The 14,720-nt window shown below is 71.4% G+C and carries 14 protein-coding genes and 1 riboswitch; of the genes, 8 read left to right on the top strand and 6 right to left on the bottom strand.

Annotated elements, in window-relative coordinates; all coding sequences use genetic code 11:
* Positions 1–30: 30 nt before the first annotated feature.
* From E1211_RS02155 to E1211_RS02130, 6 genes are all read left to right on the top strand, one after another.
* Positions 31–897, top strand: a complete 867-nt coding sequence (locus E1211_RS02155) for a carbohydrate ABC transporter permease (RefSeq protein WP_165947138.1) — start codon at positions 31–33, stop codon at positions 895–897.
* Positions 894–1,865 (top strand): carbohydrate ABC transporter permease, encoded by a 972-nt coding sequence (locus E1211_RS02150; RefSeq protein ID WP_243709297.1) that lies wholly within the window; start codon positions 894–896, stop codon positions 1,863–1,865. The genes E1211_RS02155 and E1211_RS02150 overlap by 4 nt, the downstream gene beginning before the upstream one ends.
* Entirely contained in the window at positions 1,862–3,061 is a 1,200-nt protein-coding gene (locus E1211_RS02145; protein ID WP_132344801.1) for a hypothetical protein, read from the top strand. The genes E1211_RS02150 and E1211_RS02145 overlap by 4 nt, the downstream gene beginning before the upstream one ends.
* A 70-nt stretch (positions 3,062–3,131) precedes the next feature.
* On the top strand, positions 3,132–3,719 hold the full coding sequence (locus E1211_RS02140; protein ID WP_132344799.1) for a TetR/AcrR family transcriptional regulator: 588 nt from the start codon (positions 3,132–3,134) through the stop codon (positions 3,717–3,719).
* A 290-nt stretch (positions 3,720–4,009) separates the two neighbouring features.
* Positions 4,010–5,320: an MFS transporter gene (locus E1211_RS02135; RefSeq protein ID WP_132344797.1), complete on the top strand. Its 1,311-nt coding sequence runs from the start codon at positions 4,010–4,012 to the stop codon at positions 5,318–5,320.
* Between the two features lie 46 nt (positions 5,321–5,366).
* A complete protein-coding gene (locus E1211_RS02130; RefSeq protein ID WP_132344795.1) occupies positions 5,367–5,987 on the top strand; it encodes an L-threonylcarbamoyladenylate synthase in 621 nt (206 codons plus the stop codon).
* 118 nt (positions 5,988–6,105) lie between these two features.
* On the opposite strand, the gene E1211_RS02125 is transcribed toward E1211_RS02130, so the two are convergent.
* The 3 genes from E1211_RS02125 to E1211_RS02115 all read right to left on the bottom strand — a co-directional run bounded on the left by E1211_RS02125 (position 6,106) and on the right by E1211_RS02115 (position 9,509).
* A complete protein-coding gene (locus tag E1211_RS02125; protein WP_132344793.1) occupies positions 6,106–8,307 on the bottom strand; it encodes an FUSC family protein in 2,202 nt (733 codons plus the stop codon).
* 119 nt (positions 8,308–8,426) lie between these two features.
* The gene (locus tag E1211_RS02120; protein ID WP_132344791.1) at positions 8,427–8,759 is read right to left on the bottom strand and encodes a putative quinol monooxygenase; all 333 of its coding nucleotides are present in this window, start codon (positions 8,757–8,759) and stop codon (positions 8,427–8,429) included.
* Between the two features lie 180 nt (positions 8,760–8,939).
* Positions 8,940–9,509, bottom strand: coding sequence for a DinB family protein (locus E1211_RS02115; protein WP_132344789.1), 570 nt, complete (start codon positions 9,507–9,509; stop codon positions 8,940–8,942).
* A 93-nt stretch (positions 9,510–9,602) separates the two neighbouring features.
* Here E1211_RS02115 and E1211_RS02110 point away from each other — a divergent pair, with 93 nt between their 5' ends.
* Entirely contained in the window at positions 9,603–10,556 is a 954-nt protein-coding gene (locus E1211_RS02110) for a YafY family protein (RefSeq protein ID WP_132344787.1), read from the top strand.
* A gap of 235 nt (positions 10,557–10,791) precedes the next feature.
* Here E1211_RS02110 and E1211_RS02105 read toward each other — a convergent pair whose 3' ends face one another.
* From E1211_RS02105 to E1211_RS02095, 3 genes are all read right to left on the bottom strand, one after another.
* Positions 10,792–11,535, bottom strand: coding sequence for an N-acetyltransferase (locus tag E1211_RS02105; RefSeq protein WP_165947137.1), 744 nt, complete (start codon positions 11,533–11,535; stop codon positions 10,792–10,794).
* A 277-nt stretch (positions 11,536–11,812) separates the two neighbouring features.
* Positions 11,813–12,115: a hypothetical protein gene (locus E1211_RS02100; RefSeq protein ID WP_165947134.1), complete on the bottom strand. Its 303-nt coding sequence runs from the start codon at positions 12,113–12,115 to the stop codon at positions 11,813–11,815.
* A gap of 316 nt (positions 12,116–12,431) precedes the next feature.
* Entirely contained in the window at positions 12,432–13,448 is a 1,017-nt protein-coding gene (locus E1211_RS02095) for a methyltransferase (RefSeq protein WP_132344783.1), read from the bottom strand.
* Positions 13,449–13,771: 323 nt separating this feature from the next.
* A riboswitch (cyclic di-AMP (ydaO/yuaA leader) is annotated at positions 13,772–13,961 on the top strand.
* On the opposite strand from E1211_RS02095, the gene E1211_RS02090 reads away from it, so the two are divergent.
* Positions 13,959–14,582, top strand: a complete 624-nt coding sequence (locus tag E1211_RS02090; RefSeq protein ID WP_132344781.1) for a transglycosylase family protein — start codon at positions 13,959–13,961, stop codon at positions 14,580–14,582. (Overlaps the previous riboswitch by 3 nt.)
* Positions 14,583–14,720 lie beyond the last annotated feature (138 nt).

Below are 14,720 nucleotides of genomic sequence, written 5' to 3'. Positions count from 1 at the left end.
CGCCGCGGCGTACGCGGCACGGCACGGCTGATGTGGCGTGAACGTTCCGCGTACGCCTTCCTCGCGCCCGGCCTGATCGTCTTCTCGGTCTTCACGGTGTTCGCGCTGCTCTTCGCGTTCTACCTGACCTTCCGGGAGTGGAACATCCTGGAACCGGAGAAGCCCTTCGTCGGCCTGGAGAACTACCGGGACATGGTGCAGGACGAGGACTTCCGCCGGTCGATCATCAACACCGCCTACTTCACCGGGGCATCGGTTCCGTTGGGCATGGCCATCGGACTCGGCGTCGCCCTCCTGCTGAACCAGCCGATCCGGGGTCGGGGGCTGCTGCGCACCCTCTACTTCCTCCCGACGGTCACGCCGTTCGTGGTGTCGGCCATCGTGTGGAAGTGGCTCTACAACGGCGACTTCGGGCTGTTCAACTTCTACCTGCTCAAGACGCACCTGATCAGCGAGCCGCTGGTCTGGTTGTCGAACAAGAACCTCGCGATGCCGGCCGTCGTGCTCATGAGTGTGTGGGCCAGCGTCGGGTTCTCGATGGTGGTGTACCTCGCGGCTCTACAGGCGGTCCCTGAGCAGCTCTACGAGTCGGCGCGCCTCGACGGGGCGGGGCCGTGGGCCCGGTTCCGGTACGTCACCCTGCCGATGCTCGCGCCGTCGACGCTCTTCCTCGCGGTGATGGGCATCATCGGCTCGTTCCAGGTGTTCACCCAGATCTACGTCATGACCGGCGGCGGGCCGGTCAACCGGACCACGACGATGGTCTATTACATCTACGAGGCGGCCTTCAAGTTCTACGACATGGGGTACGCGAGCACCCTCGCCTACGGCCTGTTCGTCCTCCTGCTGGTCTTCACGGCGTTCCAGCTGAGGCTGTACCGAAAGGCGGACCTGTGAGCCAGTCCACCGCGACCCGTACCCGGCCTCCCGCGCCTCCACCGCCGGCGTCGCCCGGATCGCGCCGCCCGGTGTGGCCCCGGCGGCTCTGGCTCGCCACCTGCTACGCGATCCTGGTACCGGGCGCCATCCTGTTCGTCGCCCCGTTCGCCTGGCTGGTGAGCGCCTCGTTCCAGCACATGGGCGACATCTTCTCCTGGCCACCCCAGTGGATCCCGAAGAACCCCACCCTCGACGGATACCGGGGTTTCTTCGGCATCGGTGAGGCCGGAGAGCACGCCCAGGGCAGTGAGGGCGCCTGGCGCTGGTTCCTCAACAGCGCCTTCGTGGCCACCTCGGTGACGGTGCTCCAGCTGTTCTTCAACGCGCTGGCCGCCTACACGTTCGCCAAGCGCCGCTTTCCCGGCCGGGACATCATCTTCCTGCTCTTCCTGGCCACCATGATGGTGCCGCCGCAGGTGACGCTCATCCCGAACTACCTGGTGCTCAAGCACATCCCGTTCTTCGGGGGCAACGACGCGCTCGGCAACGGCGGCCACGGCTGGCTCGACTCGTACTGGGGGCTCATCCTGCCGGGGGCGGTGAGCGCCTTCGGCATCTTCCTGCTCCGGCAGTACATGATGTCGATTCCCGACGAGCTGCTCGACGCCGCGCGGATCGACGGCGCCGGCGAGTTCCGGGTCTTCTGGCGGGTCGTCCTACCGCTGTGCACGCCCGCGCTCGCGGCCACCGCGATCTTCACCTTCACCTACGCGTGGGAGGACTTTCTCTGGCCGCTCATCGTGATCTCCAGTTCCGACAAATTCACCGCGCCGCTCGGCCTAGCATTGTTCGTGGTCAAGAATCGGACGTCCTGGAACCTGCTGATGGCCGGTTCGGTCGTCGCCACCCTTCCCATGATCGTCGCGTTCCTGGTGTTCCAGCGCCGGTTCATCCAGGGCATCTCGATGAGTGGGCTCAAGGGATGACCGCCGACTCGCCCCGCGAGCTGGTCGAGGAGCTGCTGAACGACGGCGGGGGAGTGCTGCGTCTGGCACCGGCCTTCGTCGCGCGGGATCTGGTGCCGCCCGGACGGCGGTTCGGCCTGCCGGAGGAGGCCTACGACCTGGGCGAGCGGGGCTACCTCTGCGAGCGGTGGCTGGGCTCGACCACGAAGGCGGACAACCGGATCGGGCCGGACGACGAGGGGCTCAGCCGGGTCGTCGACTCGTCGGGCCGGCCCCGGATGACGTTGCGGGACGCCGTGGCCGCGGATCCCGCAGCGGTCATGGGCGCGGCGTACGCGGCGAGCCATCCGCAGGGTCTGGGGCGGCTGGCGAAGCTGCTCGACTACGGGGCGCGGATCCCGTACCACATCCACCCGCCGCAGCGCTTCGCGGAGCTGCTGGGCCGACGGTCGAAGGACGAGGCGTACTACTTCCCGGCGGGCGTCGAGGCCGGCCCGCACCCGGAGACGTTCTTCGGCGTGCACCCGTGGATCGTCCGGGAGCGCGCGTACGACGTGCTCCTGCCGTACCTGGTCGACTGGGACAGCGACCTGATCCTGCGGCACTCACGGGCCGAGGTGCAGGTGCCGGACGAGGGTTTCCAGGTGCCGTCGGGGGTGCTGCACGGGCCGGGTACGGCGCTGACCGTGGAGTTGCAGGAGGATTCGGACGTCTTCGCGATGTTCCAGGCGCTCAACGCCGGTCGGATCATCGACAAGGAGTTGCTCTTCCACGACGTACGCCCGGCCGACCGGGCGGCGCACGGCGAGCGTTTCCCGCTCGACTTCGTGGAGTGGGAGCTCAACGGTGATCCGTTCTTCTACGAGAACAACCATCTGAGCCCGCAGCCGATCGACACCGACGGCGGCGGCGCCGAGTGGTGGATCTTCTACAACACCCCGAAGTTCAGCGGGAAGAAGCTCGTGGTGCCGCCCGGGGGGCGGCACACCGCGGCCGAGAACGGGGTGTACTCGATCCTGGTCTGGTCGGGTTCCGGCCGGTACTGCGGGCACGACGTGCGTGGCGGCGACGCCGACCGGGACGAGCTGTTGGTGAGCCACGCCGCGGCGACCGCCGCGCACACGGTGGAGAACACCGGGGACGGCGAACTGGTGATCTTCAAGTTCTTCGGCCCGGACGTCAACGACACTCCGTCGATCCGCCGGTACGCGGGGTAGGGGCGGGGGTCGGCGCGGCCGCGAGGTAGGTCACGTGGTCGACATACGTACTAGTAGGTATGGTCGTGGAGTGGCGAAGCAACAGGACGACGCGCGTGAGCGTCTGATCGAGGGAACCTCCGAGCTGCTCTGGGAGCGCGGGTACGTGGGAGTCAGTCCGGCGGCCATCCTGCGCCGCTCCGGAGTCGGGCAGGGCAGCATGTACCACCACTTCCAGGGCAAGGGAGACCTCGTTCTGGCCGCCGAGCGACGCAGCGCCGCGTTGATGCAGGACGAGCTGAGATCCGTCCTCACCGGCGACGGGACGGCGTTCGAGCGGATCTCGGCGTACCTGCTGCGCGAGCGCGACGCGCTCCGCGGGTGCCGGGTGGGCCGGCTCGTCGCCGACCCGGAGGTGGTGGTCAACGACCAGCTCCGCGAGCCCGTCCGGGAGACCTTCGCGCTCCTGCACCGGTTCCTCGTCGAGGTGATCGATGAGGGCAAGGCGGCCGGTGAGTTCAGCCCGGAGCTCGACGCCGACGAGACGGCCTCCGCGCTGGCGGCCGTGGTGCAGGGTGGCTACGCCCTGGCCCGGGCGGAGCAGTCGGTCGTGCCGTACGACCGAGCTGTCCGGGGGGCGCTGGCGTTGCTCAGGGCCGCCACGCCGAGCGCCGGCTGAGCCGCCAGTTGCGCTGAGGCGGCCCCGGAGGTAGCCGGGGCGCGTCCGGCTGCTCTCCGTCGGCCTTCGCTCGACAACTCCGCGGACGCGCGTGTCCGCACCCGCTCCCTTCCGGCGCGTCCTGCCGTCGTGGACGCGCCGCGCGTCGCCGTGCCCGGAATCGTGACGCCGGGCCGGTCGGATCTTCCCTGGAAAGCGCCGCGCGCCGGGGTCGGTCCGACCAAACAAATCCACGAATGTCGATCAGATGTCCGGTCTGCCGGCCGGCGGCCATACCTCGAGGAGAAACAATGACCATCAACCCACCAGCGACCGCCGAGCGCGGTACGCCGCTCACCCGGGGTGAGCCGGCGGCCGACGCCGGTTCCGCTCCCGGTGAACACCGGGCCGCACGGAAGGGATCGGCCGCGCTTCTCGCGATCGGCCTGGTGCTGCTGGCGATGAACCTCCGTCCCGGGGTGGTGGCGGTCTCGCCGCTGCTCGACGCCATGCGTGCCGATACCGGCATGTCGACCGCGATGGCCGGCCTGCTCACCACGCTTCCCCTGCTCTGTTTCGGCCTCCTCGCCCCGTTCGCGCCCCGCATCGGACGCCGGTTCGGGGTGAACCCCGTACTTCTGGTCATGATGGTGCTGCTGGCCGCCGGAACCGTCCTGCGGCTGCTTCACCCCACGAGCATGCTGCTGATCGGGACCCTGGTCGTCGGTGCGGCGATCGCCGTGGCGAACGTGCTGCTCCCCGGCGTGATCAAGCAGGAGTTCCGGTCCCGGGTCGCCCTCATGTCGGGCATCTACAGCATGTCGTTGTTCCTCGGCGCGGCGCTCGCGGCCGGCGTGACCCTGCCGATCCAGAACGCCCTGCACTTCGGCTGGCGGGCGGCCCTGGCGATGTGGGGTCTGCTCGCCGTACTCGCCGTGTTCGTGTGGCTGCCGCAGCTGCGGCGCCGGACGGCCGGCAAGAGCGCGGGGATGTCCCGGTCGCGCGGTGGCGACGTCAGTGACCAGCTGGTACGGGGGCTTTGGACGCACCCCGTGGCGTGGTTCGTGGCGTTCTACTTCGCCGCGCAGTCGTTGGTCTTCTATTCCGCGGCGGCGTGGCTGCCGACCGTCCTCACCGGCACGGGGATGTCGTCCGGTGCGGCCGGGTGGATGCTCTCCTTCTCCAGCCTGGCCGCCATCGTCGGAGCGTTGTTCACGCCGATGCTGGCCAACCGTCGGCTCCACCCCGGCGTGCTGGTGCTGCTGAGCGCCCTGCTGACCATGATCGCTTTCGCCGGCCTCCTGGCGGCGCCGGGAGCGAACACCTACCTGTGGATGGCGCTGATGGGCGTGGGGCAGGGCGCCGGTCTGAGCCTGTCGGTGATGTTCATCGTGCTGCGCGCCCCGGACGCCCGGCACGCCGCACAACTGTCGAGCATGGCGCAGTGCTCCGGATACATCCTCGCGGCCGTCGGTCCCTTCGCCCTCGGTGCGCTGCACGACGCCACCGGCAGCTGGGCGGTTCCGCTGGCGGTGCTGGTCGCCCTCGGCGTGCCCACGATCGCCTGCGGGCTCGGCTCGGCCCGGAACCGGTACGCCTCCCGCGAGGTCACCGTGGCCTGACGACGGCGCGTGGGCTGCGGGCTTTCCTGGCCACTAGTCTCGACGCATGGCGAGGTACTACGACGTGCATCCGGACAACCCGCAGCCCCGGGCCATCGGCCAGGTCGTCGACCTGGTCCGCGGCGGCGGCCTGATCGCCTACCCGACGGACTCGTGTTACGCCCTCGGTTGCCGCCTCGGCGACGAGGACGGTCTCGACCGGATCCGTCAGATCCGGCAGCTCGACGAGCGGCACCACTTCACGCTGGTGTGCCGGGACTTCGCGCAGCTCGGCCAGTTCGTGAAGGTCAGCAACTCGGTCTTCCGGCTGGTGAAGGCGTCGACCCCGGGCAGTTACACGTTCATCCTGCCGGCCACCCGGGAGGTGCCGCGCCGGATGCTGCATCCCCGCAAGCGCACCGTCGGGGTTCGCGTACCGGACCACACCGTCGTCCAGGCGCTGCTCGCCGAACTCGGGGAGCCGCTGGTCTCGAGCACCCTGATCCTGCCGGGCGAGGAGGAGCCGATGACCCAGGGCTGGGAGATCAAGGAGCGGCTCGATCATCTCGTCGACGCGGTGCTCGACGCCGGCGAGTGCGGCAAGGAGCCGACCACCGTGATCGATCTCTCCGAGGACGAGCCGGAGATCCTGCGGCGGGGGGCCGGGGACACCGCCCGCTTCGAGTAGGAGCCGAGCCGCCTCGCACCCGCGCTCCTGGCCGCGACCCGTGGCCTCCTGCTCGACCTGTTCGTCACCGGCCACCGGGACGTCCTCGACGCCGCGGCCGACCTGTCCGCGCCGGTCATCACGGCCGATTGCGGGGCGGCCCGTCACGGCGAGGGGCGGTGGACGGGCCGGTGTGCGCGATGTGGTCGGCGAGGTTGGCGAGCAGGAAGTTCACCTCGACGAGGTGCCGGACCTGTGGGGCCGCACTGCGTTCGTCGAGCAACGGGCGGAACCGGTTCAGCTCGTCGATACAACGGGTCGCGCTGACCACCGGGTGCGGCGCCTCGCCGCGAGTGATCTGGTCGGCGACCTCGTCGTACGCCGAGCGGATCCGGCCGGCGGTCTCGCGTAGCTGCGCGGCCGCCTCCGGCCAGTCGGCCAGGCGCCCGGACTGGTAACGGAAGAGCATCGCCGGCACGGCGTGCAGCGCGTGGTGCCCCGCGGAGAGGACCGCCTGCCAGTCCACCTGGCCCGCCGGCGGATCGTGGCGTTCACCGTGGTATTGGGCGTAGGAGGCGTCCGCCAACGCGACCGCCCGGCGCGCCCGGTGCAGCGCCTCGTCCGGTCGCGGGCCGCCGAGCGTCGCCGCCACGGCCTCTTCGATCAGCCCCCCGACCGCGCGTAGGTAGCCGGCGGTGTTCTTCCGTAGGTCGTGCCGGGCGCCTCGTGGCCACAGGAGCACGCCGGCCAGGATGCCGACCGCCGCGCCGATCAGGACGTTCACCAGGCGGGTCTCGGCGAGTTGCGGGCCTGCGGGCGCGAGCTGGGCGAAGACGAAGGTGAGCAGCAGCGTGAAGAGCGCCTGCGCCCAGGACGGCCCGAGCAACCGGCCGAGGGTGAAGGCCAGCACCATGGTGACCGGCAGCGCGACGACGTAGACGATCGAGCGGTTGACGAAGAGCATCAGTACGCCACTGGCGGCCGCCCCGCCGATGGTGCCCAACACCGCCGGCTTCAGTGCCGTGCGCGTGTCCATGGCCGAGGTGCGCAGCACGGTCAGCGTCGCCAGCAGCACCCAGAAGCCGTGCTGGAGGGGCAGGAAACCGGCGACCACCCGGGCGGCGGACAGCGCCACGGCGAGCCGTACCGCCGACTGGAACAGGGCGGAGCGGACCGTCAGGTGCGCCCGGAACTGTCGCCAGTACAGCCGCCACCGAGGCTGCCGCACGTCGCCGACCACGCTCCGGTAGCCGGCGACCGCGGGATTCGTGTCGGTGGTCGGTAACCCGACGGCGGCCCGGGCCGAGACGGCGAGAACGCTCACCTGGTTGGCGAGGCTCAGCGCCCCCGCATCCAGGCACAGCCGCGACAGGTCCGCCGGGCCGACCGGACCGGTCGGGGCGGCGAACGCCCGCTCGGAGGCGTCGATGGCCGCATCCAGGTCGTCCAGGGAGACCGGCGGTCCGCCGTGCCGCAGGGTCCGGCCGCTGGCGCGGGTCGTCTCGGCACATGCCCGGAACAGCCGCGCCGCCGCCAGGCCGGGGGGCGGCTGCGGCGGGGCCTCCGCCAGGATCCGCGTCACCTTGACGAGCACGCCCTGCAGCGCCGCCTCGCACGCGCGCAGCGCGCGGTCCCGCACGACGGCACTGGTCGGCCGCTCCGCCGCGGGGAACTCCGCCAGCCTGAGCCGGGCCACCGCCGCGGCGGCCTCTTCCTGGCGTGACAGCCGCTCGCGCTGGTCGCCTTCGGTGCCGGCGAGCATCTCCGCGGCGACGTCGAGCAGCACCGCGAGACGGTCCGCCGCGGAGACGAGCCGCTGAGGGTACGAGACCGGGGGTGGGTCCGGGAAGAGCAGCACCTCGGTGACGGCGAGCAACAGCACGGCGATAGTCACGCCGAGAAGCCGTTGCGGCAGGGTGTCCGGCTGATACGGCGGGAAGGAGGCGAGGATGTAGAACAGTTGCAAGGCGCCGACCAGGCCGACCAGGCGGGGGCCCCCGGTGCCGGCGAACGCCACCACGAATCCGACGACCAGCATCCCGCCGGCCGCGGCCCAGACGTTCCCGGCCAGCACGGTGCCCAGAGAGATCAGCACCCAGCCGACCGGGAGCGCGACGAGCAGGATCCGGGCGCGCTCGCGGGGTGCGCCCGGGAGCTGGGTGAACGCGCCCATGGCGACCGCGCCGAAGAGCCCGTACGTGGCCAGCGTCGGGTTGCCGAGGCCGTACCGTCCGCCGTAGAAGACGGCGGAGGCGACGAGGGTCAGCCGGGCGGCACGTCGGAGGACGACGTACCCCGGGTCCCGGCGACGCACCCAGGCCAGGAGGCCGCTTCCGAGCACGCCTGGACCCCCGTCGCACGCACCTCAGTCCCCGAGGCCATTGTCCATCCCGGGTTGCGGCGGAGTCGGCTTTCGGCGTAATCGCCGCCCGCGGAGGCCGTTGCCGCGTTCGCGGACGGTCAGGGACGCTCCGGCACCGCCATCTCGCCGAGCGAGGACCAGTCGTCCTGCGGGACCGTCGCGTTGACGATCCTCGGCGTCTCGGCCAGGTGCGGCGGCAGGGTGCGCTGCGCGGTGCGGAAGTGCTCCGACTGCACGTGCGCCCCGCCGGCGTCCCCGTCGCGGAACGCCTCGACCAGGACGTACTCCGTCGGGTCGGCGAGGCTGCGGGACCACTCGAACCAGAGGCAACCCGGCTCGGCTCGGGTCGCGTCGGTGAACTCCTTGACGATCTCGGGCCACCGGTCGGCGTACTCCGGCAGCACGCGGAACTTCGCGGTAATGAAGATCATTTGTTCCTCCCCACGGTGGCGGCGCGCTGCGCCGGACGGACGGCGTTCACCGTACCGGCGTCGGAACGCCGCCGCAGCCGCCTGAGCGGTCACCGTGAACACCAAGGCCAGTCACTCGTCCGTGTCCTTCATCGGTGGTGTGGGGGCGCGGCTCACTACGCCCCCACACCGTGCCGTGGGTCAGCCCATGCTCTTTGCCCCGTCCAGGGACTCGCGGATGATGTCGGCGTGGCCGGCGTGTTGAGCGGTCTCGGCGATGACGTGCATCAGCACCCGGCGGGCCGACCACCGCGCGCCCGGCTCGAACCACGGGGCGTTCGGTAGCGGGTGGGTGGCGTCCAGGTCGGGCAGGGTGGTGAGCAGCTCGTCGGTCCGGCGGGCCACCTCGGCGTAGTCGGCCAGCACACCGGCCAGCGTCTCGCCGGGTAGCAGCCGGAACTCGTCGGCCCGTCGGGCCCAGTCGGCCTCGGTCATGGCGGTGAAGTCGTCCATCGCCGACGGGCCGGCCACGATGAAGTCCGTCCAGCCCCGCTCGGTCGCAGTGACGTGCTTGATCAGGCCACCCAGGCAGAGCTCGCTGACGGTGGTCCGCCGCCCGGCCTGCTCGTCAGTGAGGTCGCGAGTGGTGAAGCGCAGGAAGTGCCGAGTTTTGGCCAGCATCGCCAGCAGATCGGCTCGCTCACCCGTGACGGCCGGCTCGTCTGCCCGGTCACCGGTGGCCCGCTCGGCGGCGGTCGTGGTCTCGCTCATGGTCTCACCTTCCGTTGTCCTGTTCCGGATCAGGACCCACGCTAGGGCGCACTGCGGACACTTCCTGACCTCTATCGCGGAAGAATCACCGACATGGCGAACACCAGCACCCGGATGCTGCGGCTGCTGTCCCTGCTGCAGAACCACCGGTACTGGCCGGGCACCCAACTGGCCGAGCGCCTGGGAATCTCCGTCCGTACCCTGCGCAGGGACATCGACCGGCTGCGCGAGCTGGGCTATCCAGTCGAGTCGCAGCGCGGGGTGGACGGCGGCTACCAGCTCACCGCCGGTGCGGCACTGCCGCCGCTGGTGGTCGACGACGAGGAGGCGGTCGCCCTGGCCGTGGGGCTGCAGGCCGCCGCGCAGAGCGCGGTGGAGGGCCTCGCCGAGTCCTCGGTGCGCGTTCTGGCCAAGGTGGTGCAGGTGATGCCGACCCGGCTACGGCGCCAGGTCGAGGCGTTGCGCGCCATGACCCTGCCCGCCGGCTGGGACGGCCCGACCAGGCCGGCGGTAGACCCGGGAATGCTCACCGCTGTCGCGTTGGCCTGCCGGGACAGCGAGCACCTGCGATTCTCCTACACCGCCGCCGACGGCCAGCACACCGACCGGCACGTCGAACCACATCGACTGGTCTCCCTGGGCCGACGCTGGTATCTGGTCGCCTACGACCTCACCCGGCATCAATGGCGCAGCTTCCGGGTCGACCGCCTCACCGCGCCACACGGCACCGGCTCCCGGTTCCGACCCCGCGAGCTGCCCGCCGCCGACGCCGCCGAGTTCGTCCGCGCCAGTCTGGGCGGCATGCCCCACCCGTACCGGGTGGAGGCCCTGGTCGACGCCCCGGCCGCGGCCGTGAGATCGCGGATCGGCCGGTGGAGCAGGGTCGAGGAGCTCGACGCCGAGCACTGCCGGGTACTCATGACCGCCGACTCCCTGGACTGGCCGGCCATGGCACTGGGCACGCTCGACGCCGACTTCCGCGTCCTCGACCCGCCCGAGCTGCGCGAACTGCTGCGGAACTGGGCAGCCCGTTTCAACCGGGCCTAGGGATCTCCCCGTTCCCGCACTCCACGCTCCCGCGGCAGCGCTCGACTGGCACAGCGGGCGGGGCCGGCTCGGTCAGCAGAAGGCAACCCGACAAGCCGGACCGCGGTGGTCGCGGCGCGATGGTCCGGCGACGGCCTGCCGGAGGCGTCCGCACTGCGGTGACAGCACGGAGCAAACACCGGCGGTGCGGCCCGACGAGGCCGTGCCGCCACGTCTGTGCCACATTTCCGCCGAGCTAGAGGCGGTGCCGGACCCAGACGTTGGGCTCCACGTAGACCGCGTGGTCGTGCGCCACGTCGCAGTGCACCGGCACCAGCGCACCCGGCACCCGCACCGGCCCGCTCACGTCGAAGGGCAGGCCGGTCCAGCGCCGCCAGTCGGCGAGCGTGCCGGCGATCGTCATCGACCGCGTCGCCACCCGTTCGATGCGTCCACCGGCGCGCACGTGCACCCGCAGCCACGGGTCGACCGGCAGGCCGTCCGCGCGGACCCGCGCCGCGTACTCGGTCATCGACAGGTCGGGCTGGGTGTGCTTGCCGTTCGGCCGCACCGGCGCGACCAACGTGTCGTACCCCTGCTTCGCGGCGGCCCGCCGCATGGCGTCCAGCATCAGCGCGGAGAGCCCGCCGCCGCGCCGCTCGGGCCGAACGCAGATCTCCAGCGCGGAGACGATGGTGGTCTCGGCGCCGGTGAGCCGGTCGATGGTGGCCCGCTGGATCATCCGGTCCCAGCCACCGTCCGGCAGCTCCGGCTCCGTCCACCGCAGCGGCACGGCGTACGCCCGGGCGATCGCCCGTCCCGGCTCCGCCGGATCGACGGCGGCGAACACGAACTCGGGATACAGGTCGTGGGCGACGCTGTAGTACACCGAGCCCATCGGATCCCAGAGCATGAACGGCGGCCACGCCCCGGCGAAGTCCTCGTCGAGCAGAGGAGCGAGGTCGGGACGCTCGGCGAGGCTGGCGATGTCGATGGTCACCGCCGCACGGTAGGGGCCTCGCCCGGCGTCCGCATCCCATATTCGCGGCCTTCGCGGACGCCCCGACTCCGGGTCCATGGTCCGTGGTCGCGCCCGGGCGGGCCACGGTGGCCGGCGGCGCCCAGATCCTGCCGCACCGGTCCACTCGTGGCCGCGCCCACCAGCGGCGTTCACGCAGGCCCGTCCCCGGATCGGGCGACCGGTCAGCCGCGCGGGTGGCCGCACCGGCGCGCGGTGCGCTCGCGGGTCGTGCGCTACCGGGTTCTGCGGTTGCGCGTCACGCCGCCGTGCGGCGGGCCGCCGGCACCATCGGAACGGCGGGCCAGTCGGCGGGGGAGTCGTACTCAACAGTGACCACGGGGTCAGTGGCCGGGCCGCCCTGCGCCGCGCGCAGCGCCCGCTGGGCGTTGTTCCACGCCGTGCACGGCCACGGCTCACCGGCGCACAGCAGGTTGCGGCAGCCGCCCTCCCCGTCGGGCTCGTGCGCGTCGGCCACCTCGAGCGCGAGCTTCCACAGAAGCGGGTCGGTCACCTCGTCCGGGCGCTCTGTGACGGCCTCGCTACGACTTGTTTCGGACATGGCTGTCCCCCCTCGGGTTCGTGTGCCGCCCTACCTTCACCACTGCCTCCCCCCGGTAAACCCCGGTGGCTAGGCGGCTGAGCTGCCGGGGTCTCCGCTCCGGATTGTTGCCGACGTGGCCCGCTCCGCCCCAGCCCCGCCCGTCCACGTGTCGCAGTCATCACGGGACGTACGCCCCCATAGCCCTCGCGGATCACCGTCCGCAATGTCTCGACGCCGTACGGTCATCGTCTCTGCGGCTGCCCGGTCGCGACGCGTGGGCCCCGCGGCGGCCGGGCGCACCGATCGCCCCGGCCGCCGTACCCTCGCCCGGTGGTCAGGCCCGGCGGGCCACCACCGCGCCGTTGGCGCCCGGGGCGTCGAACAGCACCGTACGGATGTCGACGAAGTCGGCGTCGGCGAGCCAGGTCGCGTACTCGGCGCGGGAGTAGTTCCGGCCGCCTTCCGTCTCGACCACCATGTTCATGCCCATCAGCGCCGCCTCCGGTGGGCCGGTGCGCTCGTCATTGAGCAGCAGCTCGCAGATGACGACAGTCCCGCCGGGTGGCAGCGCGGCGTGGCACTTCGCCAGCAGCGCCCGGTTCGTGGGCTCGTCCCAGTCATGCAGGATCATGCTCAGCAGGATGACGTCGTATCCCTGCGGCAGTGCGGGGTCGGTGAGGAAGTCACCGGCGACGGTGCCGATCCGGCCGGTCAGGTCGGCGGCCGCAATCCGCTCCTCGGCCCGCACGCAGACGTGCGGCAGATCGAGCACGGTCGCCCGCAGCTCCGGCAGGCGCCGGCACAGCTCGATCGGGAACGCCGCCGCCCCGCCGCCGACGTCGAGCAGCGCCCGGTGCGTGCCGAAGTCGTACGCGCCGGCCAGGGCCCGGGCGGTGAAGCTGGACGTGGAGTACATCGCGTCCCAGAACTGGCTGATCATTTCCGGGTCGCTGGTGTCGAACATCGACTGCTGGCTCTGCGGGTCCCAGGTCAGCGGCCGGTCCGTGCGCAGCGCCTCCGAGATCCGGTGCCACGGCAGGTACGTGCGCAGGTCGGAGTAGCGGATCTGGCCGCCGAAGTAGTACGGGCGCCCCTCGACCAGAAACTGCTCGGCGAGTTCGGAGTTGCGGTAGCCCGTGCCGACCCGCTCCAGCAGGCCGAGCGAAGCGCTGGCCGCCAGCAGCATGTCCGTCGGGCGCTCGGCCAGATCGAACTCGGTGGCTGCCTCGCCGACGGTGATGGTGCGCCCGTTCGCGAGTCGGGTGAACAGGCCGAGTTCGACGCCGACGGCAAGGGTCTTGAAGCCCCAGACGCCGGCGACGAGACTCATCAGGGGAGTTGGACTGATCATGAAGACATCAGAGCATGGGCATGTGTGCTTGCCCTTGTCGGGGTTGTCGGGAGCTGGTCGGCCGCCGCCGATCCGACTCTCACGGCGGGCGCGACCGGCGGTCGCCCGCGGTAGTCGTTGCGTCCGCAGATCGTGACCATCCTCCCTGTCGGACGGTTCGGTCCCGGCGAAAGGAGCGTCGGTTCGTCGCCGCCGCACGATCCGGCGAGGCGCGCAAGTCGAACGCGGACCGCCGCGCGTGGCCCGGTGAAGAACGTCACAGGAAGTGGGCAATCGTCGCGAATGCTGCATAGCGTCGGTCGAGTTCGCCGACGCGAACACCGCGACCGGTAACGCCAAATCCTGCCGCCGGTCGTCGGAACGTCCACCCGGGCAGGAGCGGGGGACCCACCGTTTCCCGGCGCCGCCGGCCTTTCCATGTCGGGGCGCCTCGGGGTGAAGCCGCCCATCGTGCGGCCGGGCTCCTCAGTCCGAACCCGACAGCTCACCTCGTCGGCGTGGAGGAAACCAATGGCAGCTACCTACCATGCCCGTCACCGTGCCGTGACCGCCCGTCGCGTCGCCGTCGGCACCCTGGCCGCCGGCGCGATCACCGGCGCCGTCGCGCTCTTCGGCGCCGCCCCCGCCCAGGCGGCGGTCAACTGGGACGCCATCGCCCAGTGCGAGTCCAGCGGCGACTGGCACATCAACACCGGCAACGGCTACTTCGGCGGCCTCCAGTTCTCCCAGAGCACCTGGGAGGGGTACGGGGGCACGAAGTATGCCGCCCGCGCCGACCTCGCCACCCGCGAGGAGCAGATCGCGATCGCCGAGAAGGTGCTCGACGGTCAGGGCATCGGCGCGTGGCCGACCTGCGGCAAGCAGGGTGGCTCGACGTCGTCCGAGCCTACCGGCGGATCGAACTCCACCGGCGCGTCGAAGCACTCCACCGGCGGCGAGACGAAGTCCACCCGGCGGCACGACACGTCGACGTCCGCGGCCGGGACGTACGTGGTGAAGCCGGGGGACACCCTGTCGGAGATCGCCCAGGCGCACCACGTGGCCGGCGGCTGGCACACCCTGTACGAGCGCAACAAGCGCGTGATCGGCGACGACCCGGGATTGATCTTCCCGGGCCAGCGTCTCGCCGTCTGAGCGCGGCCGGGGCACTCCACCGGACTCCTGATCCACGGATCCGGGTCGCCGGCCGCGCGCCGGTGCGAGGTGGTCGGGACCGGTTCGTGCCAGACCGGTCCCGGCGACCTTCGTCGCTCCGTCACCGCCGCCCGCGCA

The organism is Micromonospora sp. 15K316 (assembly GCF_004348525.1).
In the GTDB taxonomy this organism is placed as follows: domain Bacteria; phylum Actinomycetota; class Actinomycetes; order Mycobacteriales; family Micromonosporaceae; genus Micromonospora.
Note: the sequence above shows the minus strand (reverse complement) of the source record. Positions and strands in the feature narration are given on the sequence as shown.